Origin of the sequence: Streptomyces sp. NPDC005803 (assembly GCF_040630435.1) — a bacterium.
Lineage (GTDB): Bacteria > Actinomycetota > Actinomycetes > Streptomycetales > Streptomycetaceae > Streptomyces.
Map to the genome: position 1 here is coordinate 42,970 of NZ_JBEXXO010000016.1, position 25,114 is coordinate 68,083.

Annotated in this window: 23 protein-coding genes and 1 riboswitch; of the genes, 10 read left to right on the plus strand and 13 right to left on the minus strand. The window is 71.5% G+C overall.

Translation table 11 applies throughout. From position 1 onward, the window contains the following. Nucleotides 1–61 precede the first annotated feature (61 nt). From groL to thrC, 4 genes are all read right to left on the minus strand, one after another. On the minus strand, nt 62–1,684 hold the full coding sequence (gene groL / locus ABZ454_RS22575) for a chaperonin GroEL (RefSeq protein WP_356319031.1): 1,623 nt from the start codon (nt 1,682–1,684) through the stop codon (nt 62–64). A 320-nt stretch (nt 1,685–2,004) separates the two neighbouring features. After that, nucleotides 2,005–2,211 carry a cold-shock protein gene (locus ABZ454_RS22580; protein ID WP_003967346.1) on the minus strand — a complete coding sequence of 69 codons (207 nt, stop codon included), beginning with the start codon at nt 2,209–2,211 and terminating at the stop codon, nt 2,005–2,007. A gap of 432 nt (nt 2,212–2,643) precedes the next feature. After that, nucleotides 2,644–2,922 (minus strand): MoaD/ThiS family protein, encoded by a 279-nt coding sequence (locus ABZ454_RS22585; RefSeq protein WP_148019364.1) that lies wholly within the window; start codon nt 2,920–2,922, stop codon nt 2,644–2,646. A 41-nt stretch (nt 2,923–2,963) separates the two neighbouring features. After that, nucleotides 2,964–4,256: a threonine synthase gene (thrC, locus tag ABZ454_RS22590; protein WP_356319030.1), complete on the minus strand. Its 1,293-nt coding sequence runs from the start codon at nt 4,254–4,256 to the stop codon at nt 2,964–2,966. Between the two features lie 17 nt (nt 4,257–4,273). Continuing rightward, nucleotides 4,274–4,400, minus strand: a riboswitch (SAM riboswitch). 153 nt (nt 4,401–4,553) lie between these two features. Here thrC and ABZ454_RS22595 point away from each other — a divergent pair. Both ABZ454_RS22595 and ABZ454_RS22600 read left to right on the plus strand, forming a co-directional pair. Continuing rightward, nucleotides 4,554–5,501 carry a glucosyl-3-phosphoglycerate synthase gene (locus ABZ454_RS22595; protein ID WP_359540243.1) on the plus strand — a complete coding sequence of 316 codons (948 nt, stop codon included), beginning with the start codon at nt 4,554–4,556 and terminating at the stop codon, nt 5,499–5,501. Between the two features lie 54 nt (nt 5,502–5,555). Continuing rightward, nucleotides 5,556–6,947: a trehalose-6-phosphate synthase gene (locus ABZ454_RS22600; protein WP_356319028.1), complete on the plus strand. Its 1,392-nt coding sequence runs from the start codon at nt 5,556–5,558 to the stop codon at nt 6,945–6,947. Here the strand turns inward: ABZ454_RS22600 and otsB are convergent. The 3 genes from otsB to ABZ454_RS22615 all read right to left on the minus strand — a co-directional run bounded on the left by otsB (nt 6,924) and on the right by ABZ454_RS22615 (nt 9,575). After that, complete coding sequence (gene otsB / locus ABZ454_RS22605; RefSeq protein WP_359540247.1) at nt 6,924–7,778, minus strand: trehalose-phosphatase; 855 nt, start codon at nt 7,776–7,778, stop codon at nt 6,924–6,926. The genes ABZ454_RS22600 and otsB overlap by 24 nt on opposite strands. 278 nt (nt 7,779–8,056) lie before the next feature. Then, on the minus strand, nt 8,057–8,326 hold the full coding sequence (locus tag ABZ454_RS22610; protein ID WP_356319026.1) for a DUF3263 domain-containing protein: 270 nt from the start codon (nt 8,324–8,326) through the stop codon (nt 8,057–8,059). A gap of 31 nt (nt 8,327–8,357) precedes the next feature. Continuing rightward, nucleotides 8,358–9,575, minus strand: coding sequence for an extracellular solute-binding protein (locus ABZ454_RS22615; protein WP_356319046.1), 1,218 nt, complete (start codon nt 9,573–9,575; stop codon nt 8,358–8,360). A 335-nt stretch (nt 9,576–9,910) separates the two neighbouring features. Between ABZ454_RS22615 and ABZ454_RS22620 the strand changes: the two genes are divergently transcribed. The 5 genes from ABZ454_RS22620 (at nt 9,911) to ABZ454_RS22640 (ending at nt 15,115) form a co-directional block, all read left to right on the plus strand. Continuing rightward, on the plus strand, nt 9,911–10,819 hold the full coding sequence (locus ABZ454_RS22620; RefSeq protein WP_359540249.1) for a sugar isomerase: 909 nt from the start codon (nt 9,911–9,913) through the stop codon (nt 10,817–10,819). 134 nt (nt 10,820–10,953) lie between these two features. Further along, the gene (locus ABZ454_RS22625) at nt 10,954–11,886 is read left to right on the plus strand and encodes an ROK family protein (protein ID WP_356319024.1); all 933 of its coding nucleotides are present in this window, start codon (nt 10,954–10,956) and stop codon (nt 11,884–11,886) included. Then, nucleotides 11,886–13,073 (plus strand): N-acetylglucosamine-6-phosphate deacetylase, encoded by a 1,188-nt coding sequence (gene nagA / locus ABZ454_RS22630; RefSeq protein WP_356319023.1) that lies wholly within the window; start codon nt 11,886–11,888, stop codon nt 13,071–13,073. The genes ABZ454_RS22625 and nagA overlap by 1 nt, the downstream gene beginning before the upstream one ends. Nucleotides 13,074–13,265: 192 nt before the next feature. Then, complete coding sequence (locus ABZ454_RS22635; protein WP_359540251.1) at nt 13,266–14,207, plus strand: 1-phosphofructokinase family hexose kinase; 942 nt, start codon at nt 13,266–13,268, stop codon at nt 14,205–14,207. A 56-nt stretch (nt 14,208–14,263) separates the two neighbouring features. After that, the gene (locus ABZ454_RS22640) at nt 14,264–15,115 is read left to right on the plus strand and encodes a class II fructose-bisphosphate aldolase (protein ID WP_359540253.1); all 852 of its coding nucleotides are present in this window, start codon (nt 14,264–14,266) and stop codon (nt 15,113–15,115) included. 95 nt (nt 15,116–15,210) lie between these two features. Here the strand turns inward: ABZ454_RS22640 and ABZ454_RS22645 are convergent, their stop codons facing one another. Then, nucleotides 15,211–16,218, minus strand: coding sequence for a carbohydrate-binding protein (locus ABZ454_RS22645; protein ID WP_359540255.1), 1,008 nt, complete (start codon nt 16,216–16,218; stop codon nt 15,211–15,213). Nucleotides 16,219–16,371: 153 nt separating this feature from the next. Next, complete coding sequence (gene cdgB, locus ABZ454_RS22650; RefSeq protein WP_359540257.1) at nt 16,372–18,021, minus strand: diguanylate cyclase CdgB; 1,650 nt, start codon at nt 18,019–18,021, stop codon at nt 16,372–16,374. A 374-nt stretch (nt 18,022–18,395) separates the two neighbouring features. Between cdgB and ABZ454_RS22655 the strand changes: the two genes are divergently transcribed. Next, complete coding sequence (locus tag ABZ454_RS22655) at nt 18,396–18,902, plus strand: flavin reductase family protein (protein WP_356319018.1); 507 nt, start codon at nt 18,396–18,398, stop codon at nt 18,900–18,902. Nucleotides 18,903–19,098: 196 nt separating this feature from the next. Here ABZ454_RS22655 and arfB read toward each other — a convergent pair whose 3' ends face one another. After that, the gene (gene arfB / locus ABZ454_RS22660) at nt 19,099–19,524 is read right to left on the minus strand and encodes an alternative ribosome rescue aminoacyl-tRNA hydrolase ArfB (RefSeq protein ID WP_326737765.1); all 426 of its coding nucleotides are present in this window, start codon (nt 19,522–19,524) and stop codon (nt 19,099–19,101) included. A 202-nt stretch (nt 19,525–19,726) separates the two neighbouring features. Between arfB and ABZ454_RS22665 the strand changes: the two genes are divergently transcribed. Together ABZ454_RS22665 and ABZ454_RS22670 are read left to right on the plus strand one after the other, a co-directional pair. Then, nucleotides 19,727–20,302 (plus strand): TerD family protein, encoded by a 576-nt coding sequence (locus ABZ454_RS22665; RefSeq protein ID WP_359540261.1) that lies wholly within the window; start codon nt 19,727–19,729, stop codon nt 20,300–20,302. Nucleotides 20,303–20,578: 276 nt separating this feature from the next. After that, nucleotides 20,579–22,162, plus strand: coding sequence for a M4 family metallopeptidase (locus ABZ454_RS22670; protein ID WP_359540263.1), 1,584 nt, complete (start codon nt 20,579–20,581; stop codon nt 22,160–22,162). A 211-nt stretch (nt 22,163–22,373) separates the two neighbouring features. Here ABZ454_RS22670 and ABZ454_RS22675 read toward each other — a convergent pair whose 3' ends face one another. The 3 genes from ABZ454_RS22675 to ABZ454_RS22685 all read right to left on the minus strand — a co-directional run bounded on the left by ABZ454_RS22675 (nt 22,374) and on the right by ABZ454_RS22685 (nt 25,077). Continuing rightward, nucleotides 22,374–23,813 (minus strand): M1 family metallopeptidase, encoded by a 1,440-nt coding sequence (locus ABZ454_RS22675; protein WP_359540264.1) that lies wholly within the window; start codon nt 23,811–23,813, stop codon nt 22,374–22,376. Between the two features lie 78 nt (nt 23,814–23,891). Continuing rightward, nucleotides 23,892–24,488 carry an ankyrin repeat domain-containing protein gene (locus tag ABZ454_RS22680; RefSeq protein ID WP_359540265.1) on the minus strand — a complete coding sequence of 199 codons (597 nt, stop codon included), beginning with the start codon at nt 24,486–24,488 and terminating at the stop codon, nt 23,892–23,894. Between the two features lie 34 nt (nt 24,489–24,522). After that, nucleotides 24,523–25,077, minus strand: a complete 555-nt coding sequence (locus ABZ454_RS22685) for a heme-binding protein (RefSeq protein WP_359540267.1) — start codon at nt 25,075–25,077, stop codon at nt 24,523–24,525. Nucleotides 25,078–25,114 lie beyond the last annotated feature (37 nt).

Consider the following 25,114-nt stretch of genomic DNA (forward strand, 5'->3'; position numbering starts at 1 on the left):
GGGATCTCTCCCCGGGGGCCGGTGCCGTGTACTGCTGTGCGGGACCGCTGATCCGTCAGGATCAGAAGTCCATGTCACCGCCCGGCATGCCGCCCGGAGCGGCCGCGGCGGCCTTCTCCGGCTTGTCGGCGATGACGGCCTCGGTGGTGAGGAAGAGCGCGGCGATGGACGCGGCGTTCTGCAGGGCGGAGCGCGTGACCTTCGCCGGGTCGAGAATGCCCTCGGCGATCATGTCGACGTACTCGCCGGTCGCGGCGTTCAGGCCGTGACCGATCGGCAGGTTGCGCACCTTCTCGACGACGACGCCACCCTCGAGACCACCGTTGACGGCGATCTGCTTGAGCGGAGCCTCCAGCGCCAGCTTGACGGCGTTGGCGCCGGTCGCCTCGTCACCCGAGAGGTCCAGCTTCTCGAAGACGGCCGAGGCCTGGAGCAGAGCCACGCCACCACCGGCGACGATGCCCTCCTCGACGGCGGCCTTGGCGTTGCGCACCGCGTCCTCGATGCGGTGCTTGCGCTCCTTGAGCTCGACCTCGGTCGCGGCGCCGGCCTTGATGACGGCCACGCCGCCGGCCAGCTTCGCAAGGCGCTCCTGGAGCTTCTCGCGGTCGTAGTCCGAGTCGCTGTTCTCGATCTCGGCACGGATCTGGTTGACGCGGCCCTGAACCTGGTCGCTGTCACCGGCGCCGTCGACGATCGTCGTCTCGTCCTTGGTGATGACGACCTTGCGGGCGCGGCCGAGCAGGTCGAGACCGGCGTTCTCCAGCTTGAGGCCGACCTCCTCGGAGATGACGGTGCCACCGGTGAGGATGGCGATGTCGCCGAGCATGGCCTTGCGGCGGTCACCGAAGCCCGGAGCCTTGACGGCGACGGACTTGAAGGTGCCACGGATCTTGTTGACGACCAGGGTCGACAGGGCCTCGCCCTCGACGTCCTCGGCGATGATCAGCAGCGGCTTGCCGGACTGCATGACCTTCTCCAGCAGCGGAAGGAGGTCCTTCACGTTGCTGATCTTCGAGTTCACGATCAGGATGTACGGGTCGTCCAGGGACGACTCCATGCGCTCCATGTCCGTGGCGAAGTACGCCGAGATGTAGCCCTTGTCGAAGCGCATACCCTCGGTGAGCTCCAGCTCCAGACCGAAGGTCTGGGACTCCTCGACGGTGATGACGCCTTCCTTGCCGACCTTGTCCATGGCCTCGGCGATGAGCTCGCCGATCTGGGTGTCGGCGGCGGAGATGGAGGCGGTCGAAGCGATCTGCTCCTTGGTCTCCACGTCCTTGGCCTGCTCCAGGAGGGCGGCGGAGACGGCCTCGACGGCCTTCTCGATGCCCCGCTTGAGAGCCATCGGGTTCGCACCCGCGGCCACGTTGCGCAGGCCCTCGCGGACGAGTGCCTGAGCGAGAACGGTGGCGGTGGTCGTACCGTCGCCGGCGACGTCGTCCGTCTTCTTGGCGACCTCCTTGACCAGCTCCGCACCGATCTTCTCGTACGGGTCCTCCAGCTCGATCTCCTTGGCGATGGAAACACCATCGTTGGTGATCGTGGGGGCGCCCCACTTCTTCTCGAGGACGACGTTGCGACCCTTGGGGCCAAGGGTGACCTTGACGGCGTCGGCGAGCTGGTTCATGCCGCGCTCGAGACCGCGCCGGGCCTCCTCGTCGAACGCGATGATCTTGGCCATGTGAAGTGGTCCTCCCGGACAGGGGTGGATTTCTCCGGACCGAGAGGCGCCCGCGACGGACGGCCTGCCTGCCTGGCGGTTCCTTGCTCCACCAGACCTGCGGGCCTCACCGGCCCGGTCCAAGTTCTGTCACTCTCACCTGGAGAGTGCTAAGCCCAATGATTAGCACTCGACCCCCGAGAGTGCAAGCGTCCCCCTCCGGAGTGTGGACAACCGCGGGAGCCGTCCGGGTGGCGCGGAACGCGCGGAGGGCCCGTACCCCAGGGGTACGGGCCCTCCGTGCGTGAGTAGTGTCGATGGCCGACCGCGTGGTGACGGGCTCAGCCGACGGCGAGCTTGACCATGTCCGCCTGCGGCCCCTTCTGGCCCTGCGAGATCTCGAATTCAACTCGCTGACCCTCTTCGAGGGTGCGGTACCCGTCCATCTGGATCGCACTGTAGTGGACGAAAACATCCGCACCACCGTCGACCGCGATGAAGCCGTACCCCTTCTCCGCGTTGAACCATTTGACGGTGCCCTGAGCCATGCCTAACTCCCCTATTACTGGCCCTTGCACAGGACCGCACTTCGCGGGCCCGGGTCAGAACTCACCCTCCGACAGGAGAGGGTGTGTGCGCCGGAACGCGTCGACCGCGGCTGAATGTATCTGCCCAACTGCCCTCTGCAACAGGTCAATCGGACGAGAATTCTGAGCAGCATCGATCGCCCGAATATGAGGAAGTCATGAGATTCCAGGGCAAGTCGGGCCAGGCAAAGGCGACTTATGGCGCAAGGAGCTCGGGTACTTTGGCTGCATCTTGTCGGGGCCGGGCGCATTCTCATATGCGGGCGGCACGGGCAGCGGAGGGGGCTTCCCACACTCTACCGCGCTCAACCATGCAGAATTGCCCCCTCCGCTTCTCTCGCAGAGGGGGCAATTCCGGTGACGCGGTGAAGTCGGGCCGGCGTGGCCCGGGGCTCAGCAGCCGCCGGCGACGGCCGGGATGATCGAGATGCCGGCGCCGTCCGGGGTGACCGCGTCCAGGCCGCCCTCGAAGCGCACGTCGTCGTCGTTGACGTACACGTTGACGAAGCGGCGCAGCTTGCCCTGGTCGTCCAGGACGCGGGCGGCGATCCCCGGGTGGTCCTTCTCCAGGGACTCGATGACCTGGGAGAGGGTCGCGCCCTCGGCCGGGACCTCGGCCTGGCCGCCCGTGTAGGTGCGGAGGATGGTGGGGATACGGACCTTGACGCTCATGGTGGGTGCCCTTCCTGAAGTCTCGGGTGGTCGAAGGCTTCTCAGCCGGTGGCGAGGCCTGCGGCGCGGAAGGCGTCCAGGCTCGGGCGGATCGTGGCGGTCGCCTGCGAGGTGGCGGCCACCGCGTCCAGCGTCTTGAGGCCGTCACCGGTGTTCAGGACGACGGTGGTGAGCGCCGGGTCGAGCACGCCGGCGTCGATCAGCTTCTTCGTCACGCCGACCGTCACGCCGCCCGCCGTCTCGGCGAAGATGCCCTCGGTGCGGGCCAGCAGCTTGATCGCGTCGACGATCTGCTCGTCGTCGACGTCCTCGACGGCGCCACCGGTGCGGCGGGCGATGTCCAGGACGTACGGGCCGTCGGCCGGGTTGCCGATCGCGAGGGACTTGGCGATCGTGTTCGGCTTCTGCGGCCGGACGACGTCGTGGCCGGCCTTGAAGGCGGCGGAGACCGGGGAGCAGCCCTCGGCCTGGGCGCCGAAGATCTTGTACGGCTTGTCCTCGACCAGGCCGAGCTTGATCAGCTCCTGGAGGCCCTTGTCGATCTTCGTGAGCTGCGAGCCGGACGCGATCGGGATGACGATCTGGTCGGGCAGCCGCCAGCCGAGCTGCTCGCAGATCTCGTAGGCGAGGGTCTTGGAGCCCTCGCCGTAGTACGGGCGCAGGTTGACGTTGACGAAGCCCCAGCCCTCGCCGAGCGGGTCGCCGATGAGTTCGGAGCAGAAGCGGTTGACGTCGTCGTAGTTGCCCTCGATGCCGATCAGTTCACCGCCGTACACCGCGGCCATGACGACCTTGCCCTGCTCCAGGTCGTGCGGGATGAACACGCAACTGCGCAGACCGGCACGGGCGGCGGCGGCGCCCACGGCGCCGGCCAGGTTGCCGGTGGAGGAGCAGGACAGGGTGGTGAATCCGAAGGCGCGGGCGGCCTCGACGGCGATCGCGACGACGCGGTCCTTGAAGGAGTGCGTCGGGTTGCCGGAGTCGTCCTTGACGTACAGACCGCCGGTGACGCCCAGCTCACGGGCGAGGTTGTCGGCCTTGACCAGCTTGGTGAAGCCGGGGTTGATGTTGGGCTTGTCCGCGACGTCGGAGGGGACCGGCAGCAGCGGCGCGTAACGCCAGATGTTGTCGGGTCCGGCCTCGATGCGCTTCTTCAGCTCGTCCGGGGAGCCGCTCGGAAGGTCGTACGCCACTTCGAGCGGCCCGAAACAGGACGCGCAGGCGAAAATGGGGCCGAGTGCGAATCGCTCCCCGCATTCGCGGCAGGAAAGCGCCGCGGCGGGTCCGAGGTCCACAGCAGATTCGGTGGGTGCGGCAACAGTCTCAACAGCCATGATGGCGAGGCCCTTTCTCCTCATCTTCCTCGCGACGCATTTCGTCACGAGACGGAATTGGCACCTTCCCCACCGGACCTCGCGGTCGGCGGGAGGGTTGCCGGGACTTCAACGGGCCGTTCCCTCAGTCCCTCTGGATGAGCGCTGTGGCACTGGACCATGGATCCAGGCGTTTATCGGCGGACGGACCCCGGCATGCGACGGCCATCTGCGTTGTTCAAGACTGTAACCGAAGCATCGGACGGTTGAGATAGTCGTCCGAACCGCGAGATGGATCACATACAGGGAGTATCGACCGTGCTGGAAGAGGTCGAACGCTGGCTGACCAGGCGTTCCTGGTCAGCCGCCGACCGTCCGCTGGAGCGGCTGCTGGAGGCCAGGAAGGACGCGCACGGACCGGCCGTGAGTGTCGTCCTGCCCGCGCTGAACGAGGCGGAGACGGTCGGGGACATCGTCACGACGATCCGGCGCGAGCTCATGGAGAAGGTCCAGCTGGTCGACGAGCTGGTGGTGATCGATTCCGGTTCCACGGACGCCACCGCGCAGGTCGCCCGCCGGGCGGGCGCCCGGGTGGTCCACCGGGACGACATCCTGCCCCGCGTCCCGGCCGTCCCCGGCAAGGGCGAGGTGCTCTGGCGGTCACTGCTGGTGACCGGCGGCGACATCGTCTGCTTCATCGACGCGGACCTGAAGGACTTCTCGGCCGACTTCGTCTCGGGCATCGTCGGCCCGCTGCTGACCGACCCCTCGGTGCAGTTCGTCAAGGCGATGTACGACCGCCCGTTCGGCGACACCACGGGTCAGGGCGGCCGGGTCACCGAAATGGTGGCACGCCCGCTGCTCAATCTGCACTGGCCCCAGCTGGCCGGTTTCGTCCAGCCCCTGGGAGGCGAGTACGCCGTGCGCCGCTCGCTGCTGGAGCGGCTGCCGTTCCCGGTCGGTTACGGAGTGGAACTGGGGCTGCTGGTCGACGCCCTGCACACGGTCGGCCTGGACGCCCTCGCCCAGGTCGACGTCGGCGTCAGGAAACACCGCCACCAGGACGGCCAGGCGCTCGGCCGGATGGCGGCCGCCATCTACCGGACCGCCCAACTCCGCCTCTCCCGGGGGCATCTGGTCCGCCCGTCGCTGACCCAGTTCGAGCGCGGCGAGCACGGTTTCGTCCCGCACACGTACCCGGTGGACACCGAGGAGCGGCCGCCGATGCGGGAGATCGAGGAGTACGTTTCCCGCCGCGCCGCGTGACGTGGCCTGACTTCGCACGTTTGGGCGGTTCGTGATCGGGCTAGATTCCGCAACATGGTCTCCGCGCACGCCCCCCAGCCCGCTGCCCAGGTACTCGTCGCGTCCAACCGCGGCCCCGTCTCGTACGCGCTGCGCGAGGACGGTTCCCTCGACGCCAAGCGCGGCGGGGGCGGACTCGTCTCCGGCCTGAGCGCCGTCGACGACAAGATGTGGGTGTGCGCCGCCCTCGGGGACGGCGACCGGGAGGCGGTGCGGCGCGGGGTCGGCGAGCCGGGCGTCCGGATGCTCGACATCGACGCGGACGTGCACGCCGACGCGTACAACGGCATCGCCAACTCGGTGCTCTGGTTCGTCCACCACCTGCTCTACCAGACCCCCGTCGAGCCGGTCTTCGACGCGGAGTTCCGCCGGCAGTGGGCCTCCTTCGAGACGTACAACCGGGCCTTCGCCCAAGCGCTCGCCGAGGAGGCGGGCGAGGGCGCGGCGGTCCTCGTGCAGGACTACCACCTGGCACTGGTGCCCGGCATGCTCCGCGAGCTCCGCCCCGACCTCAGGATCGGCCACTTCTCGCACACCCCGTGGGCGCCGGTCGACTACTTCCGGCTGCTGCCCGACGACATCGCCGCACAGTTGCTGCACGGCATCCTCGGCGCCGACCGGGCGGCCTTCCTGACCCGCCGCTGGGCGGACGCGTTCATCGGCTGCTGCGCGGAGATCCTCGGCGGCACCGGCCGCACCCGGATCGGCGTGCACGGCCTCGGCGCCGACGCGGACTTCCTGCGCCGCCGCGCCCACGAGGCGGACGTGGACGACCGGATGGCGGCACTGCGCGAGCAGGTCGGCCCCGGCCGGAAGACGATCGTGCGGGTGGACCGTACGGAACTGTCCAAGAACATCGTCCGCGGCCTGCACGCCTACCGCGCCCTGCTCGACGAACGGCCGGAGTGGCGCGGGCGCGTCGTCCACATCGCGTTCGCCTACCCCTCGCGGCAGGACCTGGCGGTCTACCGGGAGTACACCGCCGAGGTGCAGCGCGTCGCCGACCGGATCAACGAGGTGTACGGGACGGCGGACTGGAACCCGGTCGTGCTGCACGTCAAGGACGACTTCGCCCGCTCGCTCGCGGCGTACCGGCTGGCGGACGTGGCGCTCGTCAACCCGATCCGGGACGGGATGAACCTGGTCGCCAAGGAGGTGCCCGTCGTCTCCGACCACGGCTGCGCGCTGGTGCTGTCGCGGGAGGCGGGGGCGTACGAGGAGCTGGGCACGGACGCGGTCACGGTGAACCCGTACGACGTGTCCGCCACCGCCGAGGCCCTCCACGAGGCCCTGACGATGGCGGACGACGAGCGGGCGGCCCGCACGAAGCGGCTGGCCGCGGCGGCCACCGCGCTGCCGCCGCAGCAGTGGTTCCTGGACCAGCTAGAGGCGCTGCGCCAGGGCTGACAGGAACTCCACGACGGCCCCCGGCCCGGCCAGTGGCAGGTCGGCGCGCTCCGCCAGCTCGGGGACCTCCACGCCGCTGCAGACCAGCAGGCCGGGGGTGCCGTCGGGGCCTTCGGTGCGGAGCTTGTCGACGGCGGCGTACGCGGCGAGGTCGCCCAGGTCGTCACCGGCGTAGAGCACGGAGCCGGCGTCGCTCTCCCGGACGTACCGGGTGAGGGCCACGCCCTTGTCCATGCCGGACGGGCGCAGCTCCAGGACCATGCGGCCGGGTTCGACGATCAGGCCGTGCCGGGCGGCGAGCTCGCCGAGGGGCCCGCGCAGGGCTTCGAAGGCGGCCTGCGGGTCGGCGGCGCGGCGGGTGTGGACGGCGAGCGCCTGGCCCTTCTCCTCGATCCAGGTGCCGTGCCAGGAGTCGAAGCGGTCGAGCACGCCGGGGAGTTCTGCCCGCACGGCGGCGACACCGGGGTGCGGGGCGGGGGCGCGGACGGTGCCGGAGACGGCGTCCCAGCGCTCGGCGCCGTAGTGGCCGAGGACGATGAGCCGCTCCAGTCCCGGGACCCCGGCGAAGCCGCCGTAGCGGACCGCGACGCCGGCCGGGCGGCCGGTGATCACGGCGATCGAGGCGACCTTGGGGGCGAGTGCGGCCAGTGCCTCGACGGCGCCGGGGTGGGCACGGGCCTGTTCGGGGTCCGGGACGATGTCGGCGAGCGTTCCGTCGAAGTCGAGGGCGATGACGGCGCGGTCGGGCCGGGCGAGGAGTGCGGCGAGGCCCTCCTGGCCGGCGGGGGTGACCGGGTCCGGCAGGGGCGGGGTGTGCGGGTTGCTGCCCATGGGGCGAGCCTATCGGCGGTGGGCCCGGCGGGGCACCCGCACCCGGGGGTGGCCGGGCCCCCGCGCCCGCCCCCGCCCGTCACCGGCGTCCGGCGCGGGGCCCGGAGCGGGGCCCGGAGCGGGGCCCGGAGCGGGGCCCGGAGCGGGGCCCCGAGCGGCGTCCGGCGCGGGGCCCGGAGCGGCGTCCGGCGCGGGGCCCGGAGCGGCGTCCGGCGCGGGGCCCGGAGCGGCGTCCGGCGCGGGGCCCGGAGCGGCGTCCGGCCCCGGGTCCCCGCTCGTCACCGGCGTCCGCGCCTGGCCTCGCGTACGCGCCGCAGGCGGTTGACCGTCACCGGGTCCGCCTCCAGTGCGCGGCGGTCGTCGAGCAGCGCGTTCAGCAGCTGGTAGTAGCGGGTCGGGGAGATGCCGAGCTGTTCCCGGATCGCCCGTTCCTTCGCCCCAGGACCCGACCACGACTGCCGCTCGACCGCCAGGACGGCGCGGTCCCGGTCGGAGAGTTCGGCCTCGGGGGCGGGCTCGGCGGGGCCGTTCGGGGGGAGGGCGGTCATATCAGCCAATATATGGCGCGGTCGCGGGCCGCTACTCCGCGCTCTCCGCCGCCGTGGCCTCCTGCGCGATGTGCTGCAGCACGCTCTCGGGGTTCGCGCCCGGCTCGACCGCCTTGCCGATGTTCTGCTTGATCGACTCGCTGACGGCGGCCCAGGACGTCTTGCCGACCGGGTAGAACTCCGCGTTGGGCAGCGCGGCCAGGAACTTCCGCAGCGGCTTGAACTTCGGATCGGTCTCCATCGCCGCCGACGCGCTGTCGGTGACCGGCAGCAGGTCGTACTTGTCGGCGAACTCGATCACGTTCTTGTCGCTGAACATGAAGTCGAAGAACTTGCCCATCTCGACCCGGTGGCCGTTCTGCTTGAACCCCATGATCCAGTCGGCGACGCCCATCGTGCCCTCGACGGGCCCGTCCGTGCCGGGCAGCTGGACCATGCCGACGTCCACGCCCTGCTTCTTGGCCTCCTCCATCAGGGTCGGATGCCCGTTGAGCATGCCGACGTCGCCCTTGGTGAACGCCTCGAAGGCCTTGGCCCGGTCGAGCTTGCCGGGGGCGACGGGGCCGACGAGGCCCTTGTCGACGAGGTGCGACTTCAGCCAGTCGAAGGTGTTGACGTTCTCGGACGAGTCGATGTCGTACGAGCCGACGTCGTCCGTGTAGCCACCGCCGCCGCTGAGCAGCCACATCATGGTCTCGGCCTGGGACTCCTCCTGCCCCAGCGGCAGCGCGAACGGGTACTTCACCCCGCGCTGCTTGAGCGCGGCGGCGTCGTCGGCTATGTCGTCCCAGGTCCGCGGGGCCTTGAGGCCCGCCTTGGAGAAGAGGCCCTTGTTGTAGAAGAGCAGCCGGGTGCTGGCCACGAACGGCAGCCCGTACTGGATGCGGCTGTACCGGCCGGCGTCGGCGAGCACCGGCAGGAAGTTGGACTGGGTGGGGATGCTGAGCATCTGGTCGGCGGAGTAGAGCTTGCCGGCCTTGGCGTAGTCCGCGTACGCGCCGATCTGCGCGATGTCCGGGGCCTTGCCGTCCTTCACCATCTCGGCGACCTCGCGGTCGATGTCCGTCCACGGGAGGACGGTCACGTCCACCTTGATGCCGGGCTGGGACGCCTCGAAGCTGCGGGCGACCCCGTCCCAGTACGTCTGCGACTTGTCGGCCTCGCCGGTGCCGTAGTCGGCCGCCACCAGTTTCAGCGTGACGTCGCCCGAGCCGCTGTCGGCGCCGCACCCCGTCAGCACGGCCGTCATCCCCAGTGCGGCGACAGCCGCCGTCAGTCCCAAGTAGCGCCGCTGCACAGCCCAGTCCGTCCTCGTCTATTGCGCATCCGCGTCACCCACGTCGGCGTGGGGCCCTCCGGATGAGCTGCGATTTTGCACCACCCCTGGCACAGAGGTCTACACCAGGAGGGTTTCGCTTCCGCAACACAGCAGCATTGCACGGGACGCGGAGCGACTGCTAAGGAGGTCTCGGCCTGGCAGCGCCAGGCCCGCTCCCTCCGTCGATCCAGACGTTCCGTGTCCGTACGCCTCCGGTGCCGCCGCACCGCCCCGGCCCACCGCCCAGCCACAAGGAGCCGTCCAGCATGTCCCGTACCGCATCAGAAATCGCCACCCAGCCCAGCTGCTGGCGCCGTGCCGCTCAGGCGGGCGCGGCCTTCGACGGGCTGCCGCGTCCGGGCGAGCGGGTCGCCGTGACCGGGTGCGGCACCTCCTGGTTCATGGCCCTCACGTACGCCGCGCTGCGGGAGGCGGCGGGCCAGGGCGAGACGGACGCGTACGCCTCGTCGGAGTTCCCCGTGGGGCGGGCGTACGACCGGGTGGTGGCGATCACCCGCTCCGGCACGACGAGCGAGGTGCTGGCCCTCCTGGGAGGCCTGCGCGGCACGGTGCCCACCGTCGCCCTGACCGCCGACCCGAAGACGCCGGTCATGGAGGCCGCCGACACGGTGGCCGTCCTGGACTGGGCGGACGAGGAGTCGGTCGTCCAGACCCGGTTCGCCACCACCGCGCTCGCCTTCCTGAGGGCCGGCCTGGAGGCGGCGGGCCCCCTGCCGGCCCGGGTGAAGACGGTCGCCGAGGCCGCCGTCGACGCGGAGCTGGCGGTGACCGAGCCGCTGGACGAGACGGTGGTCGCGGCCGAGCAGTGGACGTTCCTGGGACGGGGCTGGACCTACGGCCTCGCGCTGGAGGCCGGGCTGAAGATGCGTGAGGCGGCGGGCGCCTGGACCGAGTCGTACCCCGCGATGGAGTACCGGCACGGCCCCATCGCGATCACCGGGCCGAACCGCGTGGCCTGGGTCTTCGGCGCACTGCCCGAGGGGCTGGCCGGCGAGGTCGCGGCGGTCGGCGGGACGCTCGTCGCCCACCGGTCCGCGGACCCGATGGCCGACCTGATCCGGGCGCAGCGGCTCGCGGTGGTCCTCGCGGAGTCGAAGGGGTACGACCCGGACCATCCGCGCAACCTGTCGCGCAGCGTGATCCTCCCGGAGTAGGTGCGGCGCGAGGGGCGGCCGGCGAGCGGCCCGCGCCCGTCGCCGGCGGGTCACCGCGTTCATTTTGTATGGATGCTCAACAAACAGCGATAGTGGACTAGACCTTTTCGGTCCGCCGGGCGAAACTGTTTCCCGTGAAACACGTCATCGCCCTCGATGTGGGCGGCACCGGAATGAAGGCCGCACTGGTCGGGGCCGACGGCGCCCTGCTGTACGAGGCGCGGCGCGCGACCGGCAGACAGCGGGGGCCCGACGCCGTCGTGGAGTCGGTCCTCGCCTTCGCGGCGGATCTGCGCGCGTACGGCGAGGAGCACTTCGGCGAGAGCGCCGTCGCGGCCGGAGTCGCGGTGCCCGGCATCGTCGACGCCGAGAACGGGGTCGCCGTCTACGCGGCGAACCTGGGCTGGCGCGACGTACCCATGCGCCGGCTGCTCGGCGAACGGCTCGGCGGCGTACCCGTGGCCCTCGGCCACGACGTCAGGACCGGCGGCCTCGCCGAGGGCCGGATCGGCGCGGGCAAGGGCGCCGACCGCTTCCTCTTCGTGCCGCTGGGCACCGGGATCGCCGGAGCCATCGGCATCGCCGGCGCCATCGAGGCGGGCGCCCACGGCTACGCGGGCGAGATCGGCCACATCGTGGTCCGGCCGGACGGCCCGGACTGCCCCTGCGGCCAGCGCGGCTGCCTGGAGACGCTGGCGTCCGCGGGCGCGGTCAGCCGGGCCTGGGCCGCCGCGTCCGGCGACCCGCAGGCCGATGCCGCCGACTGCGCGAAGGCCGTCGAATCCGGCGACCCCAGGGCCGTCGGGGTATGGCGCGACGCCGTCGACGCGCTCGCCGCCGGACTGGTCACCGCGCTCACCCTGCTCGACCCCCGCACCCTCATCATCGGTGGCGGTCTCGCCGAGGCCGGGGAAACCTTGTTCACACCACTCCGTGCGGCCGTCGAGGAACGCGTCACGTTCCAGAAGCTGCCCCACATCGTCCCGGCGGCCCTCGGGGACACCGCCGGATGCCTGGGCGCAGGGCTGCTCGCCTGGGATCTTCTCTCCACGGAGGTATCCGCCTGATGGCCGGACGCGCAGACAGCACCGTTCTCGCAGGCGCCCGGGTGGTGCTCCCCACCGGGACCGTGGAGAACGGCCGGGTGAGCGTCGAGGGCGCCCGCATCGCCGGCAGCCCGGCGGAAGGCGCCCCGACCGTCGACCTGTCCGGCCACTGGATCGTTCCCGGCTTCGTGGACATGCACAACCACGGCGGCGGCGGCGCCTCCTTCACCTCCGGCACCGTGGACGAGGTGCTCACCGGCGTCCGCACCCACCGCGAGCACGGCACCACCACCCTGGTCGCCTCCACCGTCACCGGCGAGATGGACTTCCTCGCCGAACGGGCCGGCATCCTCTCCGAACTGGTCGAACAGGGCGACCTGGCGGGCATCCACTTCGAGGGCCCCTTCATCTCCCCGTGCCGCAAGGGCGCCCACAGCGAGGGTCTGCTGCGCCACCCGGACCCGGCCGAGGTGCGCAAGCTGATGGACGCGGCGCGCGGCACCGCGAAGATGTTCACGCTCGCCACCGAACTGCCCGGCGGCATCGAGTCCGTACGGCTGCTCGCCGAGCACGGCGTCATCGCCGCGATCGGCCACACCGACGCCACGTACGAGCAGACCGTCGAGGCGATCGACGCCGGCGCCACCGTCGCCACGCACCTCTACAACGCGATGCCGGGCATCGGCCACCGCGCGCCCGGCCCGATCGCCGCCCTTCTGGAGGACGAGCGGATCACGGTCGAGCTGATCAACGACGGTACGCACCTGCACCCGGCCGCCCTGGAACTCGCCTACCACCACGCGGGCGCCCACCGCGTCGCGCTGATCACCGACGCCATGGACGCGGCCGGCTTCGGTGACGGCCAGTACCAGCTCGGCCCGCTCGCCGTCGAGGTCAAGGACGGCGTCGCCCGGCTCGTCGAGGGCGGCTCCATCGCGGGCTCCACCCTCACCCTGGACACCGCTTTCCACCGGGCCGTCACCATCGACCGGATCCCGGTCGGCGACGTGGTGCAGTCCATCTCCGCCAACCCGGCCCGGCTCCTCGGCGTGTACGACAGGGTCGGCTCGCTGGAGCCCGGCAAGGACGCCGACCTCGTCGTCCTGGACGAGGACTTCCGGCTCAGGGGCGTCATGCGCCAGGGCGAGTGGATCGTCCGGCCGCCGGCCGTCCGGCCGTCCGCCCCCGTGGGCGGACCCTCCGCGTAACGAAGAGACGGCGGTTGGTCCCGAGGTCTGGGCCGACCGCCACCTCTTTGGCATGATCGTCCGAGAAAAGAGCAGGGAAAGCGCGTTCTTGCTGGACGTGTGTTCGAAAATGGCACCGTCCGCCCGCGCGGCAGGCAGGACTTTCGGCACGCGCCCCGAGATCCGCGCCCACGGATCGAGGAGGCGGCCGAGGTGATCCTCACGGTCACGCTGAACACGGCACTCGACCTGACGTACGGCGTACCGGCACTCGTCCCGCACTCCAGCCACCGCGTCACCGACCTGACCGAGCGCCCCGGCGGCAAAGGCGTCAACGTCGCCCGGGTCCTCGCCGCCCTCGGCCACGACACCGTCGTCACCGGCTTCGCCGGAGGCGCCAACGGAGCCGTACTGCGCCGGCTGCTCTCTGCCCTGCCCAGCGGTCCCGCCTCCGTCACCGACGCGCTCGTGCCCGTGGCCGGCGACACCCGGCGCACCCTGGCCGTCGTCGACCGGGCCACCGGGGACACCACCCAGTTCAACGAACCCGGACCGCACGTCACCGCCGGCGAGTGGACCGCGTTCCTCGGCTCGTACGGCGAACTCCTCGGCGCCGCCGACGCGGTCGCCCTGTGCGGCAGCCTGCCGCCCGGCATCCACGTGGGCGCCTACGCCGACCTGGTGCGGCTCGCCCGCACCGCCGGCGTCCCCGTCCTCCTGGACACCAGCGGCGAACCGCTGCGCCGCGGCATCGCCGCCCGCCCCGACCTGATCAAGCCGAACGCCGACGAGCTCGCCCAGCTCACCGGCTCCCGCGAACCCCGGCGCGGCGCCCGCGACGCCCGCCGCCGCGGGGCCCACGGGGTGATCGCCTCGCTGGGCCCGGACGGCATGCTGGCGGTCACGTCCGAGGGCAGCTGGCAAGCGTCCCCGCCCGCGCCCGTGAAGGGCAACCCGACCGGGGCCGGCGACTCCGCGGTGGCCGGGCTGCTCTCCGCGCACGTGGAGGGCCTGGACTGGCCGGACCGGCTGCGGCGGGCGGTGGCACTGTCGACGGCGACCGTGCTCTCCCCCACGGCCGGCGACTTCGACCGTGCGGCGTACGAGGAGCTGCTGCCGCGCGTCGCCATCGAGGAACACGCAGACGCGGCCTGAACGCCGCGCCCCCACCGGGCCCGTCCGCCGGGCCCGAGGAAACCACAGAGGTCAGCATGCCGCTCGTCAGCACCGGTGAACTCGTCTCCGCCGCCCAGGCCCGGGGACGCGGGATCGCCGCCTTCAACGTCATCACGCTGGAGCACGCCGAGGCCATCGCCGCCGGGGCCGAACGCGCCGGCGCGCCCGCCATCCTCCAGATCTCCGAGAACGCCGTGAAGTTCCACGGCGGCCGGCTCGCCCCGGTCGCGGCAGCGGCGGCGGCCGTCGCCCGCACCTCCTCCGCCCCGCTCGCCCTGCACCTCGACCACGTCGAGTCCGTCGCACTGCTGCACCAGGCCCACGACGCGGGCTTCGGCTCGGTGATGTTCGACGCCTCGAAGCTCTCCTACGAGGAGAACGTGCGGGCCACCGCCGAAGCGGTCGCCTGGGGCCACGAGCGCGGCATCTGGATCGAGGCCGAGCTCGGCAAGGTGGGCGGCAAGGAGGGCGAGGCACCGCTCGACGCCCACGCCCCCGGCGTCCGCACCGACCCGGCCGAGGCGGCCGCGTACGTCCGCGCCACCGGCGTCGACGCGCTGGCCGTCGCCGTCGGCTCCTCGCACGCCATGACCGAGCGCACCGCCGCCCTGGACCACGAGCTGATCGGCCGGCTGCGCGACGCCGTCCCCGTCCCGCTCGTGCTGCACGGCTCCAGCGGCGTCCCCGACGAGGAGATCCGCCAGGCCGTCGCCGCCTCCGGCATGGTCAAGATCAACGTGGGGACGGCGCTGAACACCGCGTTCACCGGGGCCGTGCGCGCCTACCTGGCCGAGCACACCACGGGCGTGGACCCGCGCAAGTACATCGCCCCCGGCCGGGAGGCGATGGCCGCGACGGTCGCCGGCTTCCTGGCCCTCATGGGCTGAGCGCCGGGACGCCACCCCGGGGAACGGGCCGGCCCCCCTCGCCCGGAGGCGAGGGGGGCCGGAACACTCGGGCGCGGGCCGGAAGGCCGGGCGGATCAGCGCGTCTGGTGACCGGCCTTCAGCGACAGCTGGTCCAGATTGGCATCGCACTGGTCGCCGTCGTTGCAGGAGATCATCAGGGTGTTCGCACCCTTGGTGAGGTTGACGTAGGCGTACGTCGTCGTCCAGCCCTTCTCCAGGTCGCCCTCGGGGGCGTTGGCGAAGTTCTTCATGTTGATGGAGCGCGGCGCCTCGGCGTTGACCGTGAGGGACGTCTTGGCGTCCTTGCCCGGCACGCCGTACGTCACGAACAGCGTGTACTCACCGGCCTCCGGCACCTCGACGGACCAGGTCGCGGACCTGCCGACCGCGTTGAGGTTGATGTACTGCCCGTTGTTGCTCTTGGCGCCCTTGACGGTGTTGTCGAGACCCGCGTCACCGCCGAGCTTCAGCGACGCCGCGTCCTGCTTCGGGAGCTCGGCGGCCGCCTCGGAGCTCTGGGACTGCTCCGGCGTCGGTGACTGCTCGACCTCTCCGGCCGGGCCGGCCGAGGACGTCGCCTCGTCCTTCTTCTCGTCCTTGTCGCCGTCGCCCGTCATCAGCGCGGCGCCGATGCCGATGAGCACGACCGCGACCACCGCGACCGCACCGATCAGCAGGCCCTTGGTGTTCGGACCACCCCGGCCGGACCCGCCGCTGCCGCTGCCGCGCCCGCCCTGGCGCGGCACCTGCGTGGTGCCACCGGGGTACGTCTCCGGGGCGGCGTACTGGGCGTTCGGCTGCCCGTACTGCGCGGTCGGCTGGCCGTACTGGGCGGTCGGCTGGCCGTAGGGCGCCTGGGGCTGCCCGTACGCCTGCTGCGGCGGCACCTGCCCGTACTTGCGCTCGCCGACGGTCCGCACCTGGTTGTACGAGGTGCGGGGCACGCCCGGCTGCGCGGCGGGGCCCGGGTAGCCGTAGCCGCCCTGTCCCGGCGGCTGCGCACCGGCTGCCTGCCCGTCCTCGTAGAGGTAGCCGAACGGATCGTCGTCCTCGGGTGTGCTCGCGCCGTTGTTCCCGGCCATCCCTGGGTCACTCCTCACCATGTCGCCAGCCGTCGCCGAATTTCGCCAGCCGTCGCCGACCGGCCGAGCCTACCCCGAACGGACCACACCAAGAATTGCCGCAGGCGCGGCGGGAACCGGGGTGGGGTAAGGGGGACGACGCGCCGACGAACGTCATCCGGCCCTTCGGTGAACCTTCGAACGCGACCGCTTCTCGACGTACATCCGCTGGTCGGCGGAGCGCAGCACCTCTTCGGCGGTCATGCCGCAGGCCGCCCAGCCGATGCCGAAACTCGCCCCGACCCGCACCGCGCGTCCGTCGACCCGAATGGGCGGAATGATGGCGTTTCGCAGGCGTACGGCCAGGTCCGCGGCGTCCGCGGCCCCCAGGCCGTCCGCGAGAACGACGAATTCGTCACCCCCGAGCCGGGCGACGGTGTCGCCGTCACGGACACACGTGGTCAGCCGCCGGGCGACCTCGATGAGAACCGCGTCACCCGTGTGATGGCCGAACCGGTCGTTGATCGACTTGAAGCCGTCCAGGTCGCAGAAGAGGACGGCGAGCCCCTTGGACCCGTCGTCGTTCACCGCGTCCGGTGCGACGGAATGCACATGGTGGTCGTACGGGCCGACGGCCCGCCCGGCGTCGAACCCGTCGGAGGGGAAGCCGTGCGCCAGGGCCCCGTCGCCATCGCCGTACGCCGCGTCCAGCGCCTGCACGTCACTGGACGCCACCGAGTGCGGGCGCTCGCACAGCCGGGCGCTGAGCCGGGCGCGCAGCTCCGCGCTGTTGGGCAGCCCGGTCAGGGCGTCGTGCGACGCCCGGTGCGCGAGGTTCAGCTCATGGCGCTTGCGCTCCTCGATGTCCTCGACGTGCGTGAGGAGGAAGCGCGGCCCGTCCGCGGTGTCCGCGACGACGGAGTTGCGCAGCGAGACCCACAGATAGGTGCCGTCCCGGCGGCCCAGCCGCAGCTCGGCACGGCCGCCCTCGGCGGAGGTGCGGAGCAGGGTGCCGATGTCCTCGGGGTGGACCAGGTCGGCGAAGGAGTACCGGCGCAGCACCGAGGCCGGGCGGCCCAGGAGCCGGCACAGGGCGTCGTTGGTGCGCAGCAGCCTGCCGTGCTGGTCCCCGCCCATCTCGGCGATGGCCATGCCGCTGGGGGCGTACTCGAAGGCCTGGCGGAAGGATTCCTCGCTGGCCCGCAGCGCCTGCTGCTCACGCTCCAGGCGGACCAGGGCGCGCTGCATGTTTGCTCGGAGCCTGGCGTTGCTGATCGCAATGGCCGACTGCGACGCGTACATCTGGAGTGCCTCACGGCCCCAGGCGCCGGGCCGGCGGCCGTTGCGGGGCCGGTCGACGGATATGACGCCGAGGAGGTCCTGGCCGCCGCCCGAGGCGTACATCGGCGCGTAGAGCCGGTCCTGCGGGTGCCACTCGTCCTCGAAGCGGGGCTCGGGGCCCTCGGTGTGCCACTGCGGGACGTCGTCGTCGAGGAGGACCCAGCCGTCGGTGTGGGGTATGAAGCGCAGCTCGTCCCACGCCTCCCCCATGGCCAGCCGGCGGTCCCAGGAGGTGCGGGAGCCGACGCGGCCGGTGATCAGGGCCTCGGCGGCACTGTTGCCCGCGAAGGCGGCGACGACGAGATCACCGTCGGGGCGGACCAGGTTGACGCACGCGAGCTCGTAGCCGAGACCGGCGACGATGCCGTCGGCGACGGTCTGCAGGGTGTCCGCCAGGCTCCGCGCCGTGTTGAGATCGGCCACGGCCTGATGCAGCTGCCGCATCGTCGCAAGACGGACGTACGGCTCCGACTCGGCCTCCATCGCTCGCACTCCCCGAGACCTCGACAGCACTCCAGATTTCATATCGACGCACTTGACGTACTTACTGCAGTGTCACGGCCACTGAATCACAGTGAGCTGTGCACCCGGTACACAGGGTCAACAAATACCCACCTCTGTGACTCAAGTCACAACAGATGGTGAAGAGTCCCGAGTGCCCCCCATACGCGGTCCGTCCTTTTCTTGAACGCAAAACGCAAAGCCCTTACTCCTGCGGGTCCGGACCGGACGAGGTCCTAGGACTCGGCTGGTCCCCTGGCCCGATGCGGGGCCCACCGTACGCGGCTAGCGTTCCCGGTGTGTTGCAGACGAAGCCCCCCACCCCGCGTACCGAAGCCGTCCCCCATGCTGAGGGGGTGAGCAACGACGAGTTCCGCGGCGCCCTCGCCCGGCTGGCAGCCGGAGTGGTCCTGATCACCGCGCAGGAACCCCCGCTCGACGCGCACGGACGCGGCGAGGACGTGGGGATGACGGCGACCGCCTTCATGTCGGTGTCGCTCGACCCGCCGCTGGTCATGGTGAGCCTGCGCAACGACTCCCGGATGGACGACCTGCTGGCGGAACAGCCGCTGTGGGCCGTCTCCGTGCTGTCGGAGAGCCAGCGGCACATCGCGGGGCGGTTCGCCATGAAGGGCCGGATCAGCGACCGGCTGCTCTTCGAGGACATCCCCTACGTACGGGGCGAGGTCACCGGCGCGCCCCTGGTCGGAGGCGCGCTCGCGACGCTGGAGTGCCGCACCGAGCAGCGGATCACGGCGGGCGACCACACGCTGGTGATCGGGCGGGTGCTCGGCGCGCAGCTGCCGAGCGGGGACGGCGGCCCGCTGACGTACTTCCGCGGGCGCTACCGCCAGCTGAGCTGACGGGGGCGGCGGTACGGCGGCGGCGGTACGAGGGCGGCGCGGCGGTCCGGAAGCGCCGTGGTCACCGGTCGTTTCGTGGGGGCCGCCCGGGTTGCCGGTCGTTTCGTATGGGTCCGGCGCTGGTGCCGGTCGTTTCGTATGGGTCCGGCGCTGGTGCCGGTCGCGGCCCGAGCGGCCTCGCCCGGTGGCGCCGTGACTACCAGTCGCGGCCCGAGCGGCCGCGCTTGGTGTCGCCGCGCTGCTTCTTCTCGCGCAGCCGGCGCTCGTTGATCCCGCGTGGGATCTTGCGCTTCACGCGCGGCTTGGGGGGCGGCGCCGTGGCCTCGGCCAGCAGGGCCGTGAGCCGCACCGCGGCCGTCTCCCGGTTGCGCCACTGCGAGCGGTGCTCCGAGGAGCGGACCGACACGACGCCGTTGACCAGCCGGCTCGCCAGCCGTTCCAGCGCGCGCTCCTTCCACACCTCGGGCAGCGACTCGGTCGCCGCGAGGTCGAAGCGCAGCTCCACCTGGGAGTCGCTGGTGTTGACGTGCTGCCCGCCGGGCCCGGAGGACCGCGAGAAACGCCACATGAGCTCGGCCTCCGGCAGGGAGACCGCACCGCGGATGACATAGGGCCCGGACATGACACCCATGTTCCCCGCCCCACGGGGGGTACGTCACCTCCTTTTGGCGCACGCCCTCCTCCGTCTGCCCGCACTCCGTCATCAGTTCGGTAAAGAAAGTAAAGGCGGAAGGAACCTCACGGTCCCCTGCCTGCGTTATGACCTGTGACGGTAGCTTCGTGATGGCACGAAGCCCGCAGACGACAGATGAAAGGGACTTCCCATGGCAGTAAGCCTGTCCAAGGGCGGCAACGTCTCCCTCACCAAGGAGGCCCCCGGCCTCACCGCCGTCACGGTCGGCCTCGGCTGGGACGTCCGTACCACCACCGGCACCGACTTCGACCTCGACGCCTCGGCGATCGCGGTCAACGCCGCGGGGAAGGTCTTCTCCGACGGCCACTTCGTCTTCTTCAACAACAAGTCGACGCCGGACCAGACCATCGTGCACACCGGTGACAACGTCACGGGTGAGGGCGAGGGTGACGACGAGCAGATCAACGTCAACCTGGCGGGCCTGCCGGCCGACATCGACAAGATCGTCTTCCCGGTGTCGATCTACGACGCCGAGACCCGCAGCCAGAACTTCGGCCAGGTGCGCAACGCCTACATCCGCATCCTCAACCAGGCCGGCGGCGCCGAGATCGCGCGTTACGACCTGAGCGAGGACGCCGCCACCGAGACCGCCATGGTCTTCGGCGAGCTGTACCGCAACGGCGCCGAGTGGAAGTTCCGCGCCGTGGGCCAGGGCTACGCCTCGGGCCTGCGTGGCATCGCCCAGGACTTCGGCGTCTCCCTCTGACGCTCCGTACGCCCGCTTCACGGGAGCCCCCGGCCGAACGTCCTGCGGCCGGGGGCTCCCGCGTGTCCGCACCCCGTGAGCGCCTCCAACGGGACGGCTGAGGCTCGGGGTTACGCATGTGACCGAAGTCCGCCGGATAGCGGACACGGACCTCTCCCAGTCGGACAAGAACTGGTCAAAGAATTGTGAGGTAATTGTTGGTACACCGTCAAAATTGGTCATCCGGTGGCACGCTCTCCGCTCGTAACCCCCCACGGAACGAGCAACGGAGAACGCATGACCCCCCACATGAACACCCGTCGCGCCGCAGCCCTGGCCGCCGTGGCCGCGATGGTCGTCGTCGGAGTGCAGACCGGTGCGGCGAACGCCGACCCGCGCACCCCCGGCGCCGGTTCCTCCGCCTCCCCCCGCACCGCCGCCCCCGCCTTCCACAGCGCCTCCGCACGCACCACCGCCATCAAGTCGGCGCAGACCGAAGCCGCTTCGGCCGCCGGCTCGCTGGGGCTCGGGGCCCAGGAGAAACTGATCGTCCGTGACGTGATCGAGGACGCCGACGGAACCGTCCACACCCGTTACGAGCGCACCTACGCCGGGCTGCCCGTCCTCGGCGGCGACCTCGTCACCCACACCGCGAGCAGCGGCAAGCTCAAGGGCGTCACCAAGGCGACCACGGCACGGATATCCGTGCCGTCCACGACACCGAGGACCAAGACGGCGGCGAGCGCCCGCAAGGTGATCTGGGCGCGGGGCGGCACGCCCGTCCTCGCCTTCGAGACCGTGAGGACCGGTGTCCAGAAGGACGGCACCCCGAGCCGGACGCACATCATCACGGACGCCACCACCGGCGAGAAGCTGCACAGCTACGAGGCGATCGAGACGGCCGGCACCGGCAACAGCCAGTACAGCGGCAAGGTCGCCCTCTCCACCACCGCTTCCGGTTCGGGCTTCGAGCTGACCGACGGCGACCGCGGCGGCCACAAGACGTACGACCTCGACCAGGGCGAGAGCGGTACCGGCGCCCTCGTCACCGACGACGACGACACCTGGGGCGACGGCACCGGCGACGACCGTCAGACCGCCGCGGTCGACGCCCACTACGGCGCCGCGATGACCTGGGACTTCTACAAGTCGGCCCTCGGCCGCGACGGCATCGCCGGTGACGGCAAAGCCGCCTACTCCCGGGTCCACTACGGCGACGCGTACGTCAACGCGTTCTGGGACGACAGCTGCTTCTGCATGACCTACGGCGACGGCGCCGACAACAAGAGCGCCCTCACCGGCCTCGACGTCGCCGGACACGAGATGAGCCACGGTCTGACCGCCGCCACCGCCAACCTCGACTACGCCGGGGAGTCCGGCGGCCTCAACGAGGCGACCAGCGACATCTTCGGCACCTCCGTCGAGTTCTTCGCCGACAACGCCACCGATGTCGGCGACTACCTCATCGGCGAGAAGATCGACATCAACGGGGACGGCACACCGCTGCGTTACATGGACAAGCCCAGCAAGGACGGCGGCTCGGCCGACTACTGGGACAGCGGCGTCGGCAACCAGGACGTGCACTACTCGTCCGGCGTCGCCAACCACTTCTTCTACCTGCTGGCCGAGGGCAGCGGCGCCAAGACCATCAACGGCGTGGACTACGACTCCCCGACCGCCGACGGCTCCACCGTCACCGGCATCGGCCGGGACAAGGCCGTCCAGATCTGGTACAAGGCCCTCTCCACGTACATGACGTCCACCACCGACTACGCGGCCGCACGCGTCGCCACCGAGAAGGCGGCGACCGACCTGTACGGGGCGGACAGCGCCGAACTCAAGGCCGTCGACGCGGCCTGGAGCGGCGTCAACGTGAAGTAACACCCGCCGCACGGCAAGCGGAGCCGGTCGGCCGCCCATGGCGGCGGGCCGGCTCCCGCCGTACGAGGTCAGCGTGCGCGGGCCGGCTCCCGCCCGTACGAGGGCAGCGTGCGCGGCGGGCCCGTCTCCCGCCGAGCCACGTCAGCCGTCCGCTGCGGGCCGGCTCCCCCACCCCGTCAGCCGTCCGCGCCCGAACGGATCCCCCACCCCGTCAGCCGTCCGCGGCCGGCCGGCTCTCGCCGTACAGCCAGTCCTTCCACAGCTCCGACAGGTCCTCCCCCGTCGCCTTCTCCACGTAGGCGGTGAAGTCGGCCGTCGTCGCGTTGCCGTGCCGGTGGGCCTTCGCCCAGCCCGCGAGCAGCGCGAAGAACTCCTCGTCGTCGTCGACCGCCTCGCGGATCTTGTGGATCACCATGGCCCCGCGCCCGTACACGGGCTGCTCCGAGATGTCCGCGGCGCTCGGCGGATCGGCGGGCGGGAACGCCCAGTTGTCCTCGTCCTCGTAGGCCTCGTCGAACGACTCCTGGGCCGGGGTGTCCTCCTTCTCCTCCGCCCACAGCCACTCCGTGTACGTCGCCAGGCCCTCGTTGAGCCACATGTCCCGCCAGGTCGCGGGCGTGACCGAGTCGCCGAACCACTGGTGCGCCATCTCGTGGACGAGGAGCTCCATGCTCGGCGGCCCGGGGAAGAACGGCCGGTTCTGCGTCTCCAGCGCATAACCGGAATCCCCGGTGCGCTCGACTATCGCGCCGGTGGCGGAGAACGGGTACGGGCCGAAGTGCCCGGCCTCCCACTCCACCACTTCGGGGACCCGGGCCACGGTCCGCGCGCTCGCCTTCGCCGACTCCGGGTCCACGGCGGTGAACACCGTGATGCCGCCCGCCATCGTCGACGTCGTGGTGGTGAACCGGCCGACGGCCAGGGTCGCGACATAGCTCGCCATCGGTTCGGCGGTGTGCCAGCGGTAGGTGGTGCGGTCCCCCGCCGTCACCGGCGGTCCGGCCGGCACCCCGTTGGAGACCGCCGTCAGCCCCTTCGGAACGGTGACCGTGAGGTCGTACGAGGCCTTGTCGCCCGGGTGGTGATTGCCCGGGAACCAGGCCATGGAACCGGTCGGCTCGCCGAGGGCGACCGCGCCGTCGTCGGTCGGCAGCCAGCCCTCCTCGGAGTCGTCCGCGTCGGTGAGGGTCTTCGGGGAGCCGGAGTAACGGACGACGGTGCGGAACGTCTCGCCCTTGTGGAGCCGGTCCTCGACCTTCGCGTCCGTGCGCAGCGTGAGCTCGTTGCCCGCCCGGTTGACGGCGGCCGGACGCCCTTCCACCGTCGCCGACTCGACGGTCAGCCCGGCGAGGTCGAGATTGAAGGAGCTGAGGTCCTGGGTGGCCCGTGCGGTGATCTCGGCGGTGCCGCGCAGCGTCTGCTCGTCCGGGTCCACGTCGAGCGTGAGGTCGTAGTGCGTCACGTCGTACCCGCCGTTGCCGAGCCGGGGGAAGTACGGGTCGCGCACTCCGGCCGCTCCGGGCTTGCCCTCCACCCCGCCGGTCCCGGCGGTGCAGCCGGCGGCGAGGACGACGAGGGCGAGCAGCAGGGCGGCGGCCCCGGCGCCGCGAGGACCCCGTGCCGTGCCGCGTACCGGGAGTCGTTGATCCACACCGGTGATCCTATGTGCGGAATGTCGGAGTCCGGGTACGCGGTGACCGCCTCTCGCGGCACCGCTCAAGGCACCGCCCTACCGGGTGTCCCGCAGCAGCGCGGCGATCTCCGCGAAGCCGCGGCGTTCCGCGTGTGCCAGTGCCGTGACGCCGTCGGCGTCCGGCAGCCCGGGTGTCGCGCCGGCGGCCAGCAGCAGTTCCACGATCTCCTGGTGCGCCCGGCCGCCGTCACCGAGGATCACCGCCTCCAGCAGGGCCGTCCAGCCGAGCCGGTTGACGTGGTCGACGTCGATGTCGGTGACCCGGAGGAGCTCCCGTACGTATGCGACGTGGCCCCGCTCGCTCGCCGGGATGAGTGCGATGCCGCCGAACCGGTTGCGCAGTTCCAGGTCCGGGCCGGCCGGCAGCAGGACATGCAGCATGTCGACGCTGCCGGTGACACCCGTGGCAAGCCAGGGGCTCTCCTCGCGGTCGTCCTGAGCGTCGGGGTCCGCGCCGGCCGCGACGAGCAGCCGGGCGGCCTCGACGTGGCCCCCGTGGACGGCCAGCAGCAAGGGGGTGCGCCGTTCCTCGTCGCGGACGTCCACCCGGGCGCCGCCCTCGATCGCGGTCCGCACGGCGGCGGTGTCGCCGGTGCGTGCGGCGTCGAGCAGGTGCTGATCGCGGGCGTTCATGTGCGTCTCCCGAAGGCGGTGGCGGTGGTGCCGGCTACTTGGCGAGGGCGGCGACGCCCGCCCGGGCGTACTTCTCGTCGAGGTCGCCGCTGGGCGCTCCGGCCACCCCGATGCCCGCCACCGGGGCGCCCTTGACCTGCACCGGGGCGCCGCCCGCGAGGAACAGGGTGCCAGGGATGTCCTTCAGGTTCGGGGCCTGGGCGAGGCGCTCGGCCAGCGCGGACGTCGGGGCGTTCCAGGACACGGCGGTGTACGCCTTCTTCTCGGCCGACTCGTACGCCTGCGGGCCGGAACCGTCGCCGCGCAGCGTCAGGATCGTGTTGCCGTTGCGGTCGACGACGGAGACGGCGATGCGCTGGTTCTCCTTCTCCGCGGCGTCGAGGGCGGCACGCGCTGCCTTCGTGGCGGCGTCCACCGTCAGGTGCGTGGACTGCTGGAGGTTGCGGTTCGCGGTGTCCGCCCTGACGGTGGTGGCGGGCGCGGCGGCCGGGGCGGAGGCGTTCGCGGACATGGCGCCGAAGGTACCGGCCCCGAGGGCGGCGGCGACGGCACCGGTCAGCACTCGGGTGCGCAGCGACATCTTCTTCATGGTGGGCTCCTCGGGAGGGGTGGTGGGTGGTGCGTTC